Below are 20,717 nucleotides of genomic sequence, written 5' to 3' on the forward strand. Positions count from 1 at the left end.
TTGATCCATGAACCATCCTCCACTCAGTGATGCCCCTGATGAAGTGAAATTAGCGGTTGATCTTATTTATCTACTCGAATCGAATCAAGTTGACTTAACGGTTGCTCTTAAGGCGATTGAGCTAGTTAAACAAGATTTGGAAACTCAGTTGGCACAATCGATGTCCCCTCCTCAGTCATAACTCGACCCCATCACAGGTTGTCTCAAGCAGTTAAATACGTACTATAGACAACATAAAAAAATACAGCCGGTGAATAACAACGCGCCCAAAGGAATAAGAAATGAAAGTAATTAGCTTTAATATCAATGGATTAAGAGCAAGACTCCATCAACTTCAAGCCATAATTGATAAACATCAACCCGATATCATCGGCCTACAGGAAATCAAAGTCCATGATGAGGCCTTTCCGATTGAGGATGTTAAAGCTATGGGTTATCACGTTTATTTTCATGGGCAAAAAGCCCACTATGGCGTTGCTCTGCTCTGTAAACATCAGCCGATCAAAGTGATGAAAGGTTTCCCAACCGATACTGATGACCATCAAAAACGGATGATTATGGCCACTTTTTTGGATGACCAAGAAAAGCCATTCACCGTATTAAATGGTTATTTCCCCCAAGGAGATAATATCGCCCATGAGACCAAGTTTCCTTATAAGCGTCAGTTTTACCGCGATTTAATGCATTATTTAACCGAATCTCATACTCCAGATGAACAGCTTATTGTGATGGGAGATATCAACATCAGCCCTCTCGACTTAGATATCGGTATCGGTGAAGCCAACCGTAAACGCTGGTTGAAAACGGGTAAGTGCTCTTTCCAACCCGAGGAACGCGAATGGTTAGCACGCTTGCTCAACTGGGGGTTTGAAGACACGTTTCGTCAGCTGCATCCTACCGTTGAAAATCAATTTTCTTGGTTTGACTATCGTTCACGAGGGTTTGATGATAACCGCGGGCTAAGAATTGATGTCATTTTAGCCACGCCCAGCCTAGCGGCTAAATGTGTTGATGCGGGAATTGATTATCCTTTAAGGGCGATAGAAAAACCTTCCGATCATGCGCCTATTTGGGCGACGTTTGCATCAAACAATTAATCGAATATAACTAGGGTCTGTTTATCTTTCGCGGTTAAATTTTGTTCGAAATAAACAGACCCTAAACTTGTGCCCAAAGCTGAGACCAAGCAGGGCACAAGGTGTTATTGCCGTGGTGCTAAATAAGCCAAATAACGTTTTTCCGCTTGTTTAAAGCAAGCAATCACGATGAAGGTTAACCCCATATAAAATAACCCCGCAGTTAAAAACGATTCAAATGGCGCATAGTGCCGAGAGTTCACCAATCTCGCCACTCCCGTTAAATCCATAATGGTTACGATCCCTGCTACCGCACTACCGTGTATCATAAAAATCACTTCGTTACTGTACGCAGGCAAAGCACGACGCATAGCGCTAGGTAAAATAATCCGCCGATAGGTTAACCACGGTGTCATTCCATAAGCCTTGGCCGCTTCTAACTCTCCTTTATCCAAACCGTTAATCGCCCCACGAACAATCTCTGCGGTATAGGCTGATGTATTGAAGATAAAAACAACGAGTGCACAAAACCATGCATGCTCCCACCATGTATCTTTCACTGGAAAAAATTGATCCATCCCATAATAAATTAGGTACAGCTGAACGAGTAACGGTGTCCCTCGGAAAAAATAGATATATCCCCAAGCCGGAATCCAAACCAGTGGGTGTTGATGATTACGAGCAATCGCAAGAGGAATTGCCACCGCTAAGCCAATGATCAGAGCTAACCCAACCAACCACGTTGTGATCCATAATCCACTAAAATAAAGTGGCAAACTGGCAACGATCACTGAAAAATCCATCACGACCTCGTATGCATGCTGAATTTACGTTCAACTAATTTCAGTAAACCAGTCGATACGCTGGTAAAAAATAAGAAAATCAAAGCAACGGTGAGATAAAAAGTAAAAGGCATTTTGGTTGAACCGGCAGCCATCGCACTCACCCGAACCATGTCTTCTAATCCAATAATAGAAACTAAGGCTGTCGTTTTTAATAAGACTAACCAATTGTTGCCAAACCCTGGCAGGGCATGACGAATCATCTGAGGCAGCAATATTCGTCGAAACACTAAAAATCCGCTCATTCCATAAGCTTTTGCTGCTTCTAACTCCCCTTTATCGACTGCCATAATCGCGCCGCGGAACGTTTCAGCCATATAAGCACCAAATATGAAGCCGATGGTTAACACCCCGGCAATAAATGGGCTAACATCAATGTAATCAGGGAGATAAAAAGTCCATTGGTGGTTAGGATAAAAATAAGCCAAACCGCTATTTAGCCATTCATTGAGCGAATATAAACTGTGATTCAGGAGAATTTGCCCCCCAAAAAAGATCAACATCATCAGGACTAAATCAGGGATACCACGAATGATGGTGGTATAGAGGGTCGCAATGGCCCTTGCCCAGCGAAAAGGAGCCAATTTAGCCAGAGCCCCTAACATCCCGAGTAGTATGGCAAATAGCAGCGATAATAAAGCCACTTCAATCGTCAGCAGCGCGCCTTTTAAAATCGCTACTTCGTATCCCTGTAGATTAAGCAAGCATAAACCCTCTTTCTAGGCCCTGGGAGGTTGGATACCGTGTTCAACGAGTAACCAACCTCCTAGCTTAGCCTCTAGCCAAAACATTCCCGTAGTAGATAGCCAGCAATATCACTCAATCACCATAAACATCATAGCTAAAATACTGCGCTGCTATTTTTTGATAAATGCCTTGCTCACGTAAAGATACAATGGCTTGATTGAGTCGCTTCGTTAAATCTTTATCCTGTTTACGAACCGCAATGCCAAATCCTTCTCCAAACCACTGTGGATCCGTTAATGAAGGGCCAACAAATTCATAAGCCTCTCCTCCCACTTTATTCAAGACCCCTTCTTCTAACGCAGACGCATCACCTAACACAGCGGAAATACGCCCATTCGCTAAGTCAAGATAGGCCTCGTCAAACGAACCATAACGTACAATATTGATCGACTTACCATAGTTATCGGTCAAATATTTATCGTGGGTTGTTGCTCGCTGCACACCTATTTTTACGTCTTTCAAACCTTGCGGGCTAAAATCCAATTCGGCTCCTTTTTTAGCAATAAATCGATTAGGGATCAGTGCATATTTGTGCGTAAAATCAATTCGTTTTTTACGCTCTTCGGTAATCGACATCGCAGCAATAATCGCATCATATTTCCGTGCCAGTAGCGAAGGGATAATGCCATCCCAATCTTGTGGAACGATGCGACATTCCACTTGCATTTCTTGACAGAGAGCATTAGCCATATCCACATCAAAACCACGTAATGATCCATCCGCTTCTGTCCAACTAAAAGGAGGATAAGCGCCTTCGATGCCAAAGCGCACAACTTTCCACTCTTTTGCTTGGGCCAGCCCAGAAACAGCCGTTGCTGCCACTGCCGCCATTAATAACCACTTTTTCATATCCATACTCCTGTGATTGTTTTACTGTCTTTATTATCCATAAATATCGTCGAAATAGATGGGTGTTTATGCCCGTGTCACTTGAAGTGACACTCGTATTAACTCGGTAGGTAACTAGGGTTTGTTGACCCTAATAAATTGATGAAATAAACTGCTTCAGCCGCTCTGACTCAGGGTAGATGAATAATTTTTCAGGCTCCCCTTGCTCTTCAACGATCCCTTGGTGTAAAAACATGACATGGCTAGAAACATCACGAGCGAATGCCATTTCATGGGTGACAACCAACATGGTTCTTCCCTCTTGAGCAAGATCTTTCATCACACCTAAGACCTCACCCACTAATTCAGGGTCGAGCGCAGACGTAGGTTCATCAAACAATAAAACCTCAGGTTCAACCGCTAATGCACGAGCAATCGCAGCTCGTTGCTGCTGCCCTCCTGATAGGTGTCCGGGGTAATAATCTCGGCGTTCATAAAGCCCCACTTTTTTTAACAAAGCTTCAGCATTCGCGATGGCTTGATCCTTAGCAATATTGAGAACATGCACAGGTGCTTCAATCACATTTTCTAGCACTGTCATATGGGACCAAAGATTAAACCCCTGAAAAACCATCGCTAAACGTGAACGAATACGCTGAACCTGTTTATCGCTCACTGGCCTAATGTCACCTTGGCGAGTCATTTTCATTTCAATCAATTCATTGTTGACCCAAATTTCACCAGATGTTGGCGTTTCGAGTAGATTAATACAACGTAGGAAGGTACTTTTCCCTGAGCCGGAAGAGCCAATGATCGAAATAACATCCCCTTTATTTGCCTGTAGTGAAATCCCTTTGAGCACTTCATTTTGAGCAAATGTTTTATGCAAGTTTTTGATGTCCAGCGCGGGTAGATCGGTCATGCGCTTTAACTCCCTGTATTGATTCACGTCAAGCAATCCAGCTTGATTTTTCTACAAATTAGCACTCAACCCTAACACGTGCAACATGTTATTAACCCTCTAAATAAAAATATATAATCATTACACATGAATATTAATTCAACAAAAGCCCACTAAAGATCATATTTCTGGTCTTGCAACACACAAATAAACGACAAGATATGCAACACTTTAACAACAACACACATAGAATTTATATTGCAACGCGTTTCTTAAGTAACAATTGTTACACTCAAAAAACATCATCGACAGTTATCTATTTAGTTACAAATTGTAATATATGAAAGAAAATTTCATGAAATATCTTTCTATGTGGCTGATTTTTCTATGTTTCTGTAGTTTTATTTCATATTCATAATTAAAGTGATCAAGATCAATCACCCTATAGAATGAGCACGTTAAACTCGCTAACCAATAAAAGAGTAAATAATGCTCTATATTCATAATGTTGGTCGCTAGAAAATGCATAAGACTAATGATTATGCAACGAATACATTGTTGTGTTAGCAAGTTAAATAAAATTCAATAAAAATTTACTAACTTTTATCAATATGAGGAATCTATGTCAGACGTAGTCAATCAAGAGCGCTCAGACATCGAGACGAAAAGTTATCAAGAACTGCATCGTCCAGCATCTGAGTTTACCAGCCGCTCCGATTACTTAGATCATGAGTTGCAAATCATGAAGCCACGCCGCTTCGGGTTAAACCTTCCCGGGCGAGACTTCCGTTTTGAGTTGGAAGACTTTGTTCCTGCACTTGCAGGAACGATTGGCATTATTGCCATGTACTCTGCCGTCAGTATGTCGTGGGCGGAAGGGTTAACTCAAACTTGGGATCACATTAATCTGGGGAAAGACTTCGCTATCGAAGTGGCGCGGGTGGAAATGTTATTCCCAGCTTTACTCTTCTGTGTTCTTGCCTCAGGTTTTTTTAATCCACGAGCTAACCTAGCAGGTAACCATGGCCCAATGATTCCACTCATCGGTACCATCGCGCTTGCCGGTGCCCACCCTCTTGCACTTGCCATTTTACTGGGTATCTTCGGGTTAATATTGAGCTATTTTAAAGGTGGCTCCAAATTGGTCAACCTGACCTCGGAGGGAACAGCCGGTGGTTTGCTTATTTTCCTCGGTTTTACCGGAACCATGAGCCAAATCACCTCTATACAAGAATGGGCAACCAGTTTACAGTCTGCAAATATTGCCGCCGGTGATATGGGCTATATCGGGCTCATTGTACTGGGCGTCAACATTGTGCTTTATGCCTTCCTTGCCAAAATTAATATGCGCTGGCTGGCCATTCCCGTTTGTGCCTTTACTGGATTACTGCTGGCATTAATTTTTGGTGCGGGTTTTGATCTAAAATTTGAAACACAAACAGGTTTGCCGAATCTTAACCCTATCTACTGGTGGGGAAGCACTGAACAAGGATGGATGCTTGGTTTGCCTACCCTTGAGCACTTCATCGCCTCTTTACCTTTCGCTATTCTTGCCGTAGCTATGTGGTCACCTGATTTCTTAGGCCATCGTATTTTCCAAGAACTCAACTACCCTCGTAAAACGGAAAAAGTATTGATGGATGTGGATGACACAATGACGATGTGTTCAATCCGACAAATGGTTGGCACTGCCTTAGGCGGCGGTAATATCACTTCATCTTGGGGTACCTATATGATCCCAGCTGCGATTGCAAAACGTCCTATTCCTGGTGGCGCGATCATTCTTGGTTGTTTAGTGATGACTATCGCTATCTTAGGCTTCCCAATGGATGTTGCGGTGTGGCCTCCAGTTATGCGTGTTGCTCTACTTGTTGGGGTATTCCTTCCTTTACTAGAAGCGGGGATGCAAATGGTCAGAGACACAAAAGATTCGCAAGCAGCGGGGATTTGTATCTTTGGTTCTGCGGTTGTCAACCCTGTATTAGCTTGGGCATTAACGATGTTGCTGGACAATAACGGTCTGATTGGCGATAAATCACGCGCAGAGAAACTTTCCTTCGTCGATAAGATAATCATCCCAGGTGGTGTACTGATTATTTGTTTAATCGCCATGTTAGCGGTCGGCATGCTGGATGGTCAGTACGGGATTAAAGCTTGGCTACATTAAGCCATCGCATTGACAGAGTGAACAAGATCGGGAAACCTGTCTATACTCACTAAATATAAAGGATAGCAATTTGGGTAGTGTGAAGACACTACCCAAACTTTATCTATATTTTTTAAGTTTTATTGATTTAGTTTAAGGTTTACGATTTTTTTTTAGCTTAAATTGGCTATCAACAGGAACCAATGACAATATTTATATTCAAACTAATGTGTATGTCGATTCGACTATAGATATTGTTATTCATAGAGTGTACTGCCTCTTGTGTGATGCAAGATAGCTGGCTCAACGGCGAAACAGTACGTGTTTTTTCTACTAAAAAGGTAGGTATGTCATGGCAGAGCAATTTGCTAAAGCTTGGGAAGGTTTTGTTGCAGGTGACTGGCAAAACGAAGTCAATGTTCGTGATTTTATTCAAAAGAACTACACACCGTATGAAGGTGACGAATCTTTCCTAGTTTCTGAAGGTACTGAAGCAACCAAAAAGCTTTGGGAAAAAGTAATGGAAGGAATCAAACAAGAGAACTCAACACATGCTCCTGTTGATTTCGACACTTCTGTTATTTCTACCATCACTGCTCACGATGCGGGCTACATCGAAAAAGACCTAGAAAAAATCGTCGGTCTTCAAACTGAAAAACCTTTAAAACGTGCTCTTATCCCTAACGGTGGTATCCGTATGATCGAGAGTTCGTGCAAGGCTTATGATCGTGAACTCGATCCTGAAGTAAAAAAAATCTACACCGAATACCGTAAAACACACAACCAAGGTGTATTTGATATTTATACACCAGAAATTTTGGCTTGTCGTAAATCAGGTGTTCTGACTGGTCTTCCTGATGCATATGGCCGTGGCCGTATCATTGGTGATTACCGTCGTATCGCTCTATACGGTATTGACTACCTAATGAAAGATAAATTCGCTCAATTCACTTCTCTACAAGAGAAATTTGAAAATGGCGAAGATCTTCACATGACCATGCAACTTCGTGAAGAAATTGCCGAGCAACATCGTGCTCTAGGCCAAATGAAAAAAATGGCTGAAAAATATGGTTGTGACATCGGTCGTCCAGCAGAAACAGCTCAAGAAGCTATCCAATGGACTTACTTTGGCTACCTAGCTGCCGTTAAGTCTCAAAACGGTGCTGCAATGTCTCTTGGCCGTACTTCTACTTTCCTTGATGTGTATATTGAACGCGATATGAAAGCGGGCAAAATCACAGAAGAAGAAGCGCAAGAGATGATCGACCATTTCGTCATGAAACTACGTATGGTTCGCTTCTTACGTACACCAGAATATGATGAACTGTTCTCTGGCGACCCAATTTGGGCAACTGAATCTATGGGTGGTATGGGTCTTGACGGTCGTACTTTAGTTACACGTACCAACTTCCGCTTCCTCAATAGTTTATACACTATGGGGCCATCTCCAGAGCCAAACATCACAGTTCTATGGTCTGAACAGCTACCTGCTGGCTTCAAAAAATTCTGTGCTAAAGTGTCTATCGATACTTCATCTATTCAGTATGAAAACGATGACCTCATGCGTCCTGACTTTGAGTCTGACGACTATGCCATCGCATGTTGTGTATCCCCAATGATTGTGGGTAAACAAATGCAGTTCTTTGGCGCTCGTGCAAACTTAGCAAAAACCATGCTTTACACCATCAACGGTGGTATGGATGAGAAGCTAAAAATGCAAGTTGGCCCTAAAATGCCTAAGATCACTGATGAAGTGCTTGACTACGCTGATGTGTGGGACAAGATGGATCACTTCATGGATTGGTTAGCAAAACAATACGTCACAGCATTGAACTCTATCCACTACATGCATGATAAATATAGCTATGAAGCGGCATTGATGGCTCTGCATGATCGTGACGTAAAACGTACTATGGCGTGCGGTATCGCAGGTCTATCTGTTGCTGCTGACTCTCTGTCTGCCATTAAATATGCCAAAGTAAAACCAATTCGTGATGAAGATGGTATTGCTGTCGACTTTGAAATCGAAGGTGATTATCCTAAATTTGGTAACAACGATCCTCGCGTGGATGACATCGCTTGTGAATTAGTTGAAGTCTTCATGAACAAAATCCGTTCACTGAAAACTTACCGCGATGCGATTCCAACCCAGTCAATTCTAACCATTACTTCAAACGTTGTTTATGGTAAGAAAACTGGTAATACACCAGATGGACGTCGCGCTGGTGCCCCATTTGCTCCTGGTGCAAACCCAATGCATGGCCGTGATGAAAAAGGTGCAGTGGCTTCATTGACCTCTGTCGGTAAACTTCCATTTGCTCATGCTAAAGATGGTATTTCTTATACTTTCTCTATCGTACCGAATGCACTTGGTAAAGATGAAGGTTCACAACGTGCTAACTTGGCTGGTCTAATGGATGGTTACTTCCACCATGAATCAGGCATTGAAGGCGGTCAGCACTTAAACGTGAACGTGCTTAATCGTGAAACGCTATTGGATGCGGTTAAACACCCAGAGAAATATCCACAATTGACTATTCGTGTATCAGGTTATGCCGTTCGTTTTAACTCTTTAACTGCTGAGCAGCAACAAGACGTTATCGCACGTACGTTCACTGAATCACTATAATCACTTAGTCGTTATTATTGACATCAAACCTCGCTCTTTGAGCGAGGTTTTTTTACTTGTGAACAAGGTAAAATAGATGCGTTACTTTTATCTTGAGCGGTGAGATCTTGTTCCCGTGAAACGAGTTTTAAGCACAACGAAAGGTTTGACGAAGCAACTGTACCACTACAAACCCCTATTTAATCCTCACCTTTTGTAATAAAATAACGATTAAATACAGTAAATGAGAGCAGCTTATGTCTACTATTGGTCGTATCCATTCATTTGAGTCTTGCGGTACTGTCGATGGCCCAGGTATTCGATTCATTATATTTTTACAAGGTTGCTTATTTCGTTGTAAGTATTGCCATAATAGAGATACATGGGATACCCATTCTGGTAAGGAAGTCTCCGTAGAAGAAATTATTGCTGAAGCCAAATCTTACCGACATTTTATGAATGCTTCTGGAGGAGGTGTCACCTGCTCCGGTGGTGAATCCATGTTACAACCAGAGTTTGTCCGTGACTTTTTTAGAGCAGCAAAAGCAGAAGGTATTCATACCTGTTTAGATACCAATGGCTATATTCGTAAATATACACCTGTCATTGATGAAGTTTTGGATGTGACCGATCTCGTTATGTTAGATATCAAACAAATAAAAGATGATGTTCATCAAGATCTTATTGGCGTTTCCAACAAACGCACCTTAGATTTTGCACGTTATCTGCATAAAATAGGCAAGGCTACTTGGATCCGCTACGTCGTGGTTCCCGGTTATACTGATGATGAAGAATCCGCTCATCTACTTGGTCAGTTTATTCAAGGAATGGATAATATTGAAAAAATAGAGCTTCTTCCTTATCACAAATTAGGTGCCCATAAATGGGAAGCGATGGGAGAAACCTATCCCCTAGAAGGGGTAAACCCACCCAGTAAAGAAACCATGGATAAGATTGTTTCGGTATTGAAGCAGTACCATTCAAACGTCAAATACTAAGCTTTAACCATAAAAACACCGGGATATTCCTGGTGTTTTTTTGTTCACTCTCATCGTCTTACCAACCCGAAAATGACCATCTCTACAGGTCAATCCAAACGGTTCTTGGCACTCTATTCTAATAACGTCGATATTTTATTCTTTTAACATTAAATCTGTGTTGAGATCATGTTTCAAAAACATCGATTGCTGTTAACCTTATCTTAAGCAAATTGACCAATATTAAGTATAATGAGGCCAGCCATGGAAATGACTAATGCACAGCGTCTAATTCTATCAAACCAATATGTTTTAATGTCTCAACTCGACCCGACCAATGCCGATAAATATAAGCGTTTACAAACGATCATTGAGCGTGGTTACGAACTACAGATGTGTGAGTTAAACAAAGAGTTTGGATGCTTATCTGAAGCCGAATGTCGCGAAGTGATCGACGTAATGGAGATGTATCATGCGATGCAAGAATCTTATAAAATGCTTGATGACAGCCATCGCCAACATCTTGATGCTCGCCGCTTAAATTTTCTTGGTTATGATATTGCTTCTGAAGCACAATTAGTCAACTATGTCCGTTTTCTAGTGAGCACAGAAAAACTTTACCCGCAATTTGAGCCGAATGAGCACCAATTTAACAGCCAAATTCCTATGCAAGATAAATATCGTCGCATGCTAGTAACATGGAGAAATTGCCCAAGACAATACCATTTATCGGCCAATGAACTAATGCAAATCATCAAAGCTTAATGCATCACCAACAGAACAGGGAAGCGATCATCGCTTCGCTTCCCTTTCGTTTTGAGTTCTAAAATAAGTAAACGATACCGATTGTGCCCATCGTGCCGGCATCACGTCCTACAACGGGGCTTTCGGAAATCCCCCCCGCTAAGTTGGTGTAACGAACGCCGCCAGAAATACGTATATTATGCGCTACCGCCCAATAAGCGCTCGCGCCAACAAAGTATTGCCCTTCCCAATTGGCATCGTATTTCTCTAATCCACTGCGAACAGCTTCTTGTGCTGATACACCATATAAATGGTTATTGAGGTTGTCAGAGTTATAAGCATACCCAATAGCAGGGGTAATCCTCCAACCTTTAAAACGCAGCGGAAAACGCCAAGCTAACTCACCATAAACACCGTTGTGCCTGCCGGCAATATCTGAGCCAATACTCGCTTCCCACATCCCGAGCATCGTGTATAGCTGGTAGCTTACTCCACCTAAAACCGTCGCTTTACGTTTATCGAGTAAACGTATTTGCGGATCATCGGAATCAGAAGGCTTAAGCGTTCTAGGATCAAAAGCAACGCGAAAGACAATATTTTGCGATGCTCCCCGCGGAAATAAACGATACCCAGCATCAAAACCGCGAAGAAAAATATGCTCACCTTCATAGCCAATGACTGGGATCACGGTTCGATTCGATGGCGTATCTTTATAAACGGCAGGAGAATAAGCCGCCGCTAATCCTAATGACCACTGAGACACTTCTGCATTCACTGCCGAAGAAATGAGCAGAAAAGAAAAAAAACATCGTCGTTTCATCCTTAAATAACGCATATTCACCCTACATTCTGTATCGATAACAAACAATAGGATAATCATAGAGCCTGAAATCTATTGATACAATCTTTGTTACACCCAAACAACTTACCGGTTCAAGTTAGTCGTCATTAAATGAATGCCCCCTGAGCATCGCCCATCATTTTCACTACAAAATTCATATTTCAGTTTTTTTAATGGGAAATACACCAGCCAAATTTCATCCCCAATTTTAAATAAACACATAATCTTTAAGCAAAATCGCTAAACTCGATCTAGGCTTAACATGTTAGGGAGTTATGTTTTTCAGCGGTTATATGTCCGATAAGACATTTAAAGAGGGGATGCACAATGAGTATTTTTGACCACTTTCAGGCCCGCTATGAAGCAGCCAAGGATGAAGAACTGTCCATACAAGCCTTTTTAGATCTATGCAAAGATGACAAAAGTGCTTATGCAAATGCCGCTGAGCGTCTACTACTGGCGATCGGCAAACCTGAACTCATCGACACCTCTAAGGATCCTCGGTTGAGTCGGCTTTTTTCTAATCGAGTAATATCTCGCTATCAGCCCTTTGCCGAGTTTTATGGCATGGAAGAAGCGATTGAACAGATAGTTTCTTATCTAAAACACGCCGCTCAAGGGCTAGAAGAACGTAAACAGATTCTATATCTACTTGGCCCTGTTGGTGGGGGAAAATCGTCGTTAGCTGAAAAGCTCAAAGCCTTGATGCAACAAATGCCTATTTATGTTCTTTCTGCTAATGGCCAACGTAGCCCAGTCAATGATCACCCATTTTGCCTGTTTGATGTGACTGAAGACGGCGATCTTCTTAAACGTGAATATGGCATAGAAAAACGTTATTTACGCTCGATTATGTCTCCGTGGGCCGCCAAGCGATTACATGAATTTGGAGGCGATATTACCCAATTTAAAGTGGTGAAGGTGCGTCCTTCTATTCTAGACCAAATCGCGATCGCAAAAACCGAACCTGGTGATGAAAATAATCAAGACATTTCCTCTCTGGTAGGAAAAGTCGACATTCGTAAACTGGAGCACTATTCCCAAGATGATCCAGATGCTTATAGCTATTCTGGTGCTTTATGTCGGGCAAACCAAGGGTTGATGGAATTCGTCGAAATGTTTAAAGCGCCCATCAAAGTGTTACACCCACTGCTCACCGCAACTCAAGAAGGAAACTACAACGGTACAGAGGGCTTATCAGCCCTGCCCTTTGATGGCATGATCCTCGCTCACTCCAATGAGTCAGAGTGGCAAACCTTTCGTAATAATAAAAATAATGAAGCTTTCTTAGATCGAGTTTATATCGTTAAAGTGCCTTATTGTTTACGAGTTTCAGAAGAAATTAAAATTTATGAAAAACTACTTGAACACAGTGAACTATGCCAAGCACCTCGTGCACCAAGTACGTTAGAGTTACTTGCACAATTTAGTGTGCTATCGCGGCTAAAAGTGCCAGAAAATTCATCGATCTTCTCAAAAATGCGTGTCTACGATGGTGAAACGCTAAAAGATACTGATCCGAAAGCCAAAAGTTACCAAGAATACCGAGACTACGCTGGAGTTGATGAAGGCATGTCAGGCCTTTCAACACGTTTTGCATTTAAAATTTTATCGCGCGTATTTAACTTCGATCAAGCAGAGGTCGCCGCAAATCCCGTTCATTTATTCTACGTGATTGAGCAGCAAGTTGAACGAGAACAATTTCCACAAGAAACGGCCGATCGTTACCTTGAATTTATCAAGGGGTATCTGGTACCTCGCTATGTCGAATTTATTGGTAAAGAGATTCAAACCGCCTACCTAGAATCTTATTCTGAATATGGACAGAATATTTTTGATCGTTACGTCACTTATGCCGACTTCTGGATTCAAGATCAAGAGTATCGCGACCCAGAAACCGGTCAACTGTTTGATCGCTCAGCACTCAATGATGAATTGGAGAAAATCGAAAAAACCGCAGGAATCAGTAATCCTAAAGATTTCCGTAATGAAATTGTTAACTTTGTCTTGCGTGCACGAGCTAACAATAATGGCCAAAATCCTGTTTGGACAAGTTATGAAAAACTACGCACCGTAATCGAGAAAAAAATGTTCTCCAATACAGAGGAGCTGCTACCCGTTATCTCATTTAATGCAAAAACTTCTTCTGAAGATCAGAAGAAACACGACAACTTTGTCGCTCGGATGATGGAAAAAGGCTATACCGAGAAGCAAGTTAGACTACTCTCCGAGTGGTATTTACGGGTTCGCAAATCCTCTTAATTGTGCAAGTGGCTCATCAATCCGTGTTGTCCTATCAAGTCACTGACCGATGAGCCACCCCGCAAAGCGTATAAGCAATGCAAGCTTATAGGTTTGACGTTTACAGGGAGAATTTCATGGCGCAATTTATTGACAGAAGGTTGAACGGTAAAAATAAAAGTGCCGTCAATCGGCAGCGTTTTTTACGCCGTTATAAGGATCAAATTAAAGAGTCCGTCGCGGATGCTGTCAATCAACGATCGATCACCAATACTGAGTCTGGCGAAGATATTTCGATTCCACAACGCGATATTAAAGAGCCGATTTTCCATCAAGGGAAAGGCGGTTTAAAAGAACGAGTGCATCCGGGCAATGATCAGTTTATTCGTGGCGATAAAATAGAACGACCTAAAGGTGGTGGCCAAGGTGACGGTTCTGGTGAAGGAGATGCAAGTAAAGATGGTGAAGGCGAAGATGATTTCGTGTTCCAAATTTCAAAAGATGAATATTTGGATATTCTATTTGAAGACTTAGCGCTCCCTAACCTTGAAAAAACGCAGCTCAATAAAATTAAAGAGTGGAAAACACATCGCTCAGGCTTTCAAACCGCAGGCGTTCCGGCCAATATTGCTATTGTCCGTTCGTTACAACAATCTTTAGCTCGTCGAACGGCCATGACCGCCGGAAAACGCCGCTTAATGCAAGAGTTAGAAGACGAACTGGAAAAGATCCAGCTCTCGGAGCCAGCGCAATTATTAGTCGAAAAACAGCTTAAAGAAGAGATAGCCGAATTAAGACGTAAAATTGACAGTGTACCCTTTATTGATACCTTTGATTTACGTTTTAAAAACTATGAAAAACGCCCAGTTCCTTCTAGCCAAGCTGTAATGTTTTGCTTAATGGATGTTTCTGGTTCAATGGATCAAGCGACCAAAGACATCGCCAAACGTTTTTATGTGCTGCTTTATCTATTTCTTACTCGGACTTATGAAAATGTCGAGGTTGTTTTTATCCGCCATCATACCCAAGCCAAAGAGGTGGATGAACATGAATTTTTCTATTCACAAGAGACGGGAGGAACCATTGTTTCCAGCGCGCTAAAATTGATGCATGACATTGTTAAAGAGCGTTATCCACAAGGAGAATGGAATATTTACGCCGCACAAGCCTCAGATGGCGATAACTGGGCAGATGATTCACCTCGTTGTAAAGAACTACTCGCCAATCAATTACTTCCCGAATGTCAGTACTTTGCTTACATAGAGATAACCCGACGCTCTCACCAAACTTTATGGTATGAGTACGAAAAGCTGATCGATACCCATGACCACTTTGCGATGAAAAACATTCGCAATGTTGAAGATATATTCCCTGTGTTTAGGGAGCTATTCCATCAGGAAACGGCATAGGGGAAACCGATATGAATCATAAAAAATCCACAATCAGCGCCAATAAAAAGCGCTTACCCGATGGGCCTGATTGGACCTTTGAACTACTTGAACAGTATCATCAAGAAATCAAACGAGTTGCCCAATATTATCGGCTAGATACCTATCCTAATCAGATAGAAGTCATCACCTCGGAACAGATGATGGATGCCTATTCTAGTATTGGAATGCCGATCAATTATAATCATTGGTCATTTGGTAAAAAGTTTATCCAAACGGAGCAAAACTACAAACATGGCCAGATGGGGCTAGCGTATGAGATTGTGATTAACTCCGATCCTTGTATTGCCTACTTGATGGAAGAAAATACGGTTACGATGCAAGCATTAGTCATGGCTCATGCTTGCTACGGACATAACTCTTTCTTTAAAGGTAACTACCTATTTCAAACATGGACAGATGCCAATTCGATCATTGACTACCTTTTATTTGCTAAAAACTATCTAGCCGAATGTGAAGAAAAATATGGTATTCATGAAGTTGAACAACTGCTCGATTCTTGTCATGCGCTCATGAACTATGGCGTTGATCGGTATAAACGCCCAGAAAAAATATCCATTGCGGAAGAAAAAGCACGCCAAGAAGAGCGTGAGGCGTACTTGCAATCTCAGGTGAACGCACTCTGGCGTACGGTACCGCAAAAAGTCAAGGAAACCGAATCTCAGGCCCGCTTCCCAAGTGAGCCTCAAGAAAATATTCTTTACTTTATTGAAAAACATGCGCCACTACTTGAGCCTTGGCAGCGAGAAATTGTACGGATTGTCCGTAAAATCAGCCAATACTTTTACCCACAGAAACAAACTCAAGTCATGAATGAAGGCTGGGCGACATTCTGGCATTACACTATTCTCAACCATCTCTATGATGAAGGTATCGTCTCTGATAAATTTATTCTTGAATTTTTACATAGCCATACCAGCGTTGTGGCACAACCAGCTTACAATAGCCCTTATTATAGTGGCATTAACCCTTACGCTTTAGGGTTTGCGATGTTTCGAGATATCAAACGCATTTGTGAAGAACCAACCGAAGAAGATAAATACTGGTTTCCTGAACTAGCGGGAAGTGATTGGTTAGACGCCGTTCACTTTGCAATGCGTAACTATAAAGACGAAAGCTTTATTAGCCAGTATCTATCACCGAAGTTAATCCGCGATTTTAAGCTGTTTGCTATTTGTGATGATGACCATAAAAATTTTATTGAAATTAGTGCGATTCATGATGAATTAGGTTACAAAAAAATTCGTGAAAAACTCGCCGCACAATACAACTTGAGTCATTTAGAACCCAACATTCAAGTTTATAATGTCGATGTACGAGGAGATCGTTCTATCACCTTGTTATACATTCCTCATGAGCGGATTCCTTTGGATCCAAGCTATCATGAAGTACTCAAACATATGCACCGCCTATGGGGATTTGATGTTAAGCTCGAGGAGTTGAAAGAAAGTGGTCGATATGAATTATTAGCAACTTGCCCGAAGAAAAATGACCACGAAAGTAAACACTAATGTGCGGCTCATCAGCCGATATGATGACCGAGGTAACAAAATAACGCTGTTCCCAATCACACCAAAGCGTCGTGAACGGGAATAGCGTTATGCAATTTCAGTAAGGTAGGGATACCTTAGCGTTCAATTTTAGCTCACAGCAATAATTCGGCGAACTGCTGCGAGATCTTCTGCTGTATCAACCCCAGCTGGTGGTGCCTCAAAAGCCACTGCGACGTGGATTTTTTCACCATACCAAAGCACTCTGAGTTGTTCCAAGCTTTCAATCTTTTCTAACATACTCGGCTGCCAACGGATATAAGTATTAATAAACCCGGCCCGATACGCATAAATACCAATGTGCCGCATCAAAGGTTGAATAACCCGTTTATCTGGTAAAGCGAAATTATCCCGATCCCAAGGGATCGCGGCTCGACTAAAATAAAGTGCGTATCCGTCTTGATCCGTGACGACCTTAACCGCATTGGGGTTAAAGATTTCATCTTGGCTATCAATCTCAACAGCGAGCGTTGCCATCGGGGCTTGGCTTGCTGATAAGTTATCCGCCACTTGGCGAATAATACAAGGGGGGATCAAAGGTTCATCCCCTTGCACATTGACAATGATATGATCATGATCAATCCCCATTAAGGCCACCACTTCAGCGAGACGTTCGGTACCAGACTGGTGTTCAGCCGATGTCATACAAACCGTTCCACCGAAGTTTTGCACCGCTTGCTCAACTCGATGATCATCGGTAGCAACAATGACTCGCTCGGCCCCTGCTTGCTGCGCTTGTTCATAAACCCATTGAATCATTGGCTTACCACCAATATCAGCCAACGGCTTACCCGGTAAGCGGGTGGATTGATATCGCGCTGGGATCACCACTGTAAATGACATTAGCGCCCCTCTTCCATCTTCATTGTGCGCGCTTCGGGTTCCAGTAACACCGGAATCCCTTCTTTGATAGGATAAGCAAGACGATCAAATTTACAAATTAACTCTTGATTCTCTTTATCGTAAGTTAGTTTCCCTTTACAAACCGGACAAGCTACGATTTCAAGCAGACGATGATCCATACAGTTCCATAACCTCTTTAATTGTTTTCAAAATGCACTGTTCATGTTCAGAAACTATCTGGGCAGAAACCGGTAAATACCACCAGTTAGCCTCTGCAAACTCAGTACATTTAACGGCATCTTTTTCCGTCATTATTACGTTGTCGCCTTTCTTCGCTAACACTTTCAGTTGCGACTCATCAAAAGCCTGATGATCAGCAAATCCATGTGTCACGATAGGTTTGGCACCTAATGTTTGTAGCGTTTTAAAAAAACGTTCAGGATGACCAATCCCCGCCCACGCGACTAAATCGGTCAGTTGACTCACGTCTACTCGCTCCCCAGTCACAAGATTGACCGCCAAGCTGGGCGATAAAGTCATTCCGATCTCCCCAGTTTTGGCTTGCCCACCATTGGTAATAATAAAATCTACCTCTTGCAAACGTGAAACTGGCTCTCGGAGAGGGCCAAGCGGTATCAATTGCTGATTTCCAAAGCGCCGTACCCCATCAACAACAGCAAACTCGATCTCTCTCTCTAGTGCATAGTGTTGTAAACCATCATCGGTTACAATTACCTCAACCCCGAGCGCTAAAAGCGCTTTAACGGCATTTACTCGTACCGGATCCACAGCAACAGGAGCGTGAGTGCGCTGATAAATCAGCTTCGGCTCATCACCACAATGTGACGTAGGAGTCGACTCCGTCACTAATAATGGATAGACCGGTGCTTTTCCACCATAACCCCGAGAAACAACTCCCGCTCGATAACCCTGTCGCTGTAATGTTTCCACCAACCAAATGACGAAAGGTGTTTTACCATTGCCACCAGCGGTAATGTTTCCGACCACAAAAACGGGAACAGGTGCCTTATAACTTGCTTTTTTTCCTTGTTGAAAAGCACGCCGCCGCGCTGAACTGATGAGCTTGAACACTAAACTCAGCGGCCACAACAGTGGCCACAAAAGAAAGTAGCTTAGATGACGCTCAAACCAAAGTTTTTCAATCACGGATTAATCACCGAACTGGATACGATGAAGCTGGGCATACGCGCCATTTTTAGCAATCAATTCCGCATGTTTTCCGCGTTCAATGATTTCACCATCATCGACCACTAAAATTTCATCCGCTTTTTCTATCGTTGAAAGACGGTGAGCAATCACTAAGACTGTTTTATTTTTCTGTAGCTCATCTAATGCCGCTTGAATCGCTCGTTCAGACTCAGTATCCAAGGCCGATGTTGCTTCATCTAAGATGAGAACTGGCGCATCTCTGAGTAAAGCTCGAGCGATCGCCACTCGTTGTCGTTGACCACCGGAGAGGCTGGCACCGTTTTCACCGATCATGGTATCTAATCCATCCGGCATATGTTGAATAAAGTCCATCGCATGCGCGAGTCGTGCTGCCTCTTCTATTTGCTCTCTGGTGTACTGCCCCTCTGCTGCATAAGCAATATTATTCGCAATCGTGTCATTAAAGAGGTGAACGTTTTGTGAAACAAGAGCAAAATGTTGACGTAAATTCGCTAAGGTATAATCACGAATATCATGCTCATCAAGACAAATAGAGCCTGAATCGACATCATAGAAACGGGTAAATAAGTTAGCAATGGTTGACTTCCCTGAGCCTGAGCGCCCAACTAAAGCAACAGTTTTACCTTGTGGAATAGCAAAACTGATATGAGATAACGCTGGTTTCTCCTTACCTTGGTAGGTAAAAGTCACATCTTTCACGACAATATCACCACGAACTTTATCGGTTTCAAATTTACCGTGATCACGTTCTGTTTCCAGATCCATTAACGCAAACAAGGTTTGCGTTGCCGCCATACCACGCTGAAAATCCGACGTGACATTGGTTAATGCTTTTAACGGACGCATTAAGCCAAACATTGCAGAAAAAACCACCGTAAAGGTTCCTGGAGTTAAATCGGCGCGAATGGAGTCGACACTGGCTAAGAAAAGTACAGTCACCAAGGCTAATGAGGCAATCATCTGAATAACAGGGTCAGCAACGGCTTGCGCTGATACCAGCTTCATGGTTTGCTGACGCATCCGATTGCTAACATTATCAAAACGTTTGCGCTCGACCTCTTGTCCTCCATAGCTCAAGACGACTTTATGGCCTTTTAGCATCTGCTCCGCAGAAGAAGTGACATGCCCCATGGTCGTTTGCATATTTTTCGATATTTTGCGAAACCGCTTCGAAACAACACGGATACCTAATGCAACAATAGGCGCTACGACAATCAGCACCAGCGATAATTGCCAACTGTTCCAAAACATTAAGGTTAATAGGCCAATAATACTGGCCCCTTCGCGAACAATACTTACCAGTGCCCGGCTAGTTGCTCCGGCAACTTGTTCTGAATCGTATGTAATTCGAGAGAGCAAGCCACCGGTAGATTCTCGGTCAAAGAAACTCACTGGCATATGCATGAATTGATGAAAAATGCGCCGACGCATCTGCATCACAACATTCCCCGAGACCCAACTCAAACAGTAAGCAGAAACAAAGCTGCTACAACCGCGAATAAACATCAAACCTAAAATAATAAAAGGCAATATTTGTAAGAAACTGGAATCGCTGCTGCCAAACCCTTCATCCAATAATGGTTTGAGCAAAGAGATCATGTAAGTATCAGACAGCGCGTTCATCACCAGCGCGATAACCGCTAAAACTAACCCCGCTTTGTAAAGACGGATGTAGGTCCAAAGGCGCTTGAAGGTTTGCCAGGTTGTTTCATCAGAATTGAGAGACATAGAGAT

18 protein-coding genes are annotated in these 20,717 nt (G+C 42.5%); 9 read left to right on the forward strand and 9 right to left on the reverse strand.

Going from position 1 to position 20,717, the window contains the following annotated elements; translation table 11 throughout:
- Positions 1 to 7 precede the first annotated feature (7 nt).
- Positions 8 to 181, forward strand: a complete 174-nt coding sequence (locus FKN05_RS04900) for a DUF2496 domain-containing protein (protein WP_099612190.1) — start codon at positions 8 to 10, stop codon at positions 179 to 181.
- A 100-nt stretch (positions 182 to 281) separates the two neighbouring features.
- Positions 282 to 1,097 carry an exodeoxyribonuclease III gene (gene xthA / locus FKN05_RS04905; RefSeq protein WP_099612189.1) on the forward strand — a complete coding sequence of 272 codons (816 nt, stop codon included), beginning with the start codon at positions 282 to 284 and terminating at the stop codon, positions 1,095 to 1,097.
- A gap of 104 nt (positions 1,098 to 1,201) precedes the next feature.
- Here the strand turns inward: xthA and FKN05_RS04910 are convergent, their stop codons facing one another.
- The 4 genes from FKN05_RS04910 to FKN05_RS04925 all read right to left on the reverse strand — a co-directional run bounded on the left by FKN05_RS04910 (position 1,202) and on the right by FKN05_RS04925 (position 4,415).
- Positions 1,202 to 1,879 carry an ABC transporter permease gene (locus FKN05_RS04910; protein WP_170887013.1) on the reverse strand — a complete coding sequence of 226 codons (678 nt, stop codon included), beginning with the start codon at positions 1,877 to 1,879 and terminating at the stop codon, positions 1,202 to 1,204.
- Positions 1,879 to 2,622, reverse strand: coding sequence for an ABC transporter permease (locus tag FKN05_RS04915; RefSeq protein WP_170887014.1), 744 nt, complete (start codon positions 2,620 to 2,622; stop codon positions 1,879 to 1,881). Before FKN05_RS04915 ends, FKN05_RS04910 begins: the two co-directional genes overlap by 1 nt.
- Positions 2,623 to 2,737: 115 nt before the next feature.
- Entirely contained in the window at positions 2,738 to 3,514 is a 777-nt protein-coding gene (aotJ, locus tag FKN05_RS04920; protein WP_170887015.1) for an L-arginine-binding protein AotJ, read from the reverse strand.
- Between the two features lie 130 nt (positions 3,515 to 3,644).
- Positions 3,645 to 4,415: an ABC transporter ATP-binding protein gene (locus FKN05_RS04925; RefSeq protein ID WP_161428535.1), complete on the reverse strand. Its 771-nt coding sequence runs from the start codon at positions 4,413 to 4,415 to the stop codon at positions 3,645 to 3,647.
- A gap of 601 nt (positions 4,416 to 5,016) precedes the next feature.
- Here FKN05_RS04925 and FKN05_RS04930 point away from each other — a divergent pair.
- The 4 genes from FKN05_RS04930 (at position 5,017) to FKN05_RS04945 (ending at position 10,890) form a co-directional block, all read left to right on the forward strand.
- Complete coding sequence (locus FKN05_RS04930) at positions 5,017 to 6,561, forward strand: DUF3360 family protein (RefSeq protein ID WP_161430678.1); 1,545 nt, start codon at positions 5,017 to 5,019, stop codon at positions 6,559 to 6,561.
- A 331-nt stretch (positions 6,562 to 6,892) separates the two neighbouring features.
- The gene (gene pflB, locus FKN05_RS04935; protein ID WP_099612186.1) at positions 6,893 to 9,169 is read left to right on the forward strand and encodes a formate C-acetyltransferase; all 2,277 of its coding nucleotides are present in this window, start codon (positions 6,893 to 6,895) and stop codon (positions 9,167 to 9,169) included.
- 236 nt (positions 9,170 to 9,405) lie between these two features.
- Positions 9,406 to 10,146, forward strand: a complete 741-nt coding sequence (pflA, locus tag FKN05_RS04940; RefSeq protein ID WP_099612185.1) for a pyruvate formate lyase 1-activating protein — start codon at positions 9,406 to 9,408, stop codon at positions 10,144 to 10,146.
- A 243-nt stretch (positions 10,147 to 10,389) separates the two neighbouring features.
- Positions 10,390 to 10,890, forward strand: a complete 501-nt coding sequence (locus FKN05_RS04945) for a YfbU family protein (RefSeq protein WP_099612184.1) — start codon at positions 10,390 to 10,392, stop codon at positions 10,888 to 10,890.
- 58 nt (positions 10,891 to 10,948) lie between these two features.
- Here the strand turns inward: FKN05_RS04945 and FKN05_RS04950 are convergent, their stop codons facing one another.
- The gene (locus tag FKN05_RS04950) at positions 10,949 to 11,704 is read right to left on the reverse strand and encodes a MipA/OmpV family protein (RefSeq protein WP_524540888.1); all 756 of its coding nucleotides are present in this window, start codon (positions 11,702 to 11,704) and stop codon (positions 10,949 to 10,951) included.
- Positions 11,705 to 12,037: 333 nt separating this feature from the next.
- On the opposite strand from FKN05_RS04950, the gene FKN05_RS04955 reads away from it, so the two are divergent.
- The 3 genes from FKN05_RS04955 (at position 12,038) to FKN05_RS04965 (ending at position 16,910) form a co-directional block, all read left to right on the forward strand.
- Positions 12,038 to 13,972 carry a PrkA family serine protein kinase gene (locus tag FKN05_RS04955; RefSeq protein WP_099612182.1) on the forward strand — a complete coding sequence of 645 codons (1,935 nt, stop codon included), beginning with the start codon at positions 12,038 to 12,040 and terminating at the stop codon, positions 13,970 to 13,972.
- Positions 13,973 to 14,088: 116 nt separating this feature from the next.
- Entirely contained in the window at positions 14,089 to 15,360 is a 1,272-nt protein-coding gene (locus FKN05_RS04960; RefSeq protein WP_170887017.1) for a YeaH/YhbH family protein, read from the forward strand.
- 11 nt (positions 15,361 to 15,371) lie between these two features.
- On the forward strand, positions 15,372 to 16,910 hold the full coding sequence (locus tag FKN05_RS04965; RefSeq protein WP_099612180.1) for a SpoVR family protein: 1,539 nt from the start codon (positions 15,372 to 15,374) through the stop codon (positions 16,908 to 16,910).
- Positions 16,911 to 17,039: 129 nt separating this feature from the next.
- On the opposite strand, the gene kdsB is transcribed toward FKN05_RS04965, so the two are convergent.
- From kdsB to msbA, 4 genes are read right to left on the reverse strand one after another with little or no spacing between them, the layout of a single operon-like run.
- Positions 17,040 to 17,792: a 3-deoxy-manno-octulosonate cytidylyltransferase gene (gene kdsB / locus FKN05_RS04970; protein ID WP_099612179.1), complete on the reverse strand. Its 753-nt coding sequence runs from the start codon at positions 17,790 to 17,792 to the stop codon at positions 17,040 to 17,042.
- Positions 17,792 to 17,971 carry a Trm112 family protein gene (locus tag FKN05_RS04975; RefSeq protein WP_099612178.1) on the reverse strand — a complete coding sequence of 60 codons (180 nt, stop codon included), beginning with the start codon at positions 17,969 to 17,971 and terminating at the stop codon, positions 17,792 to 17,794. Before FKN05_RS04975 ends, kdsB begins: the two co-directional genes overlap by 1 nt.
- Positions 17,952 to 18,959, reverse strand: coding sequence for a tetraacyldisaccharide 4'-kinase (gene lpxK / locus FKN05_RS04980; RefSeq protein WP_099612177.1), 1,008 nt, complete (start codon positions 18,957 to 18,959; stop codon positions 17,952 to 17,954). The genes FKN05_RS04975 and lpxK overlap by 20 nt, the downstream gene beginning before the upstream one ends.
- A 3-nt stretch (positions 18,960 to 18,962) precedes the next feature.
- Positions 18,963 to 20,711, reverse strand: coding sequence for a lipid A ABC transporter ATP-binding protein/permease MsbA (gene msbA, locus FKN05_RS04985; RefSeq protein WP_099612176.1), 1,749 nt, complete (start codon positions 20,709 to 20,711; stop codon positions 18,963 to 18,965).
- Positions 20,712 to 20,717: the final 6 nt, after the last annotated feature.

Source organism: Vibrio sp. 1-1(7) (assembly GCF_013048485.1).
Classification (GTDB): Bacteria; Pseudomonadota; Gammaproteobacteria; order Enterobacterales; family Vibrionaceae; genus Vibrio; species Vibrio fujianensis.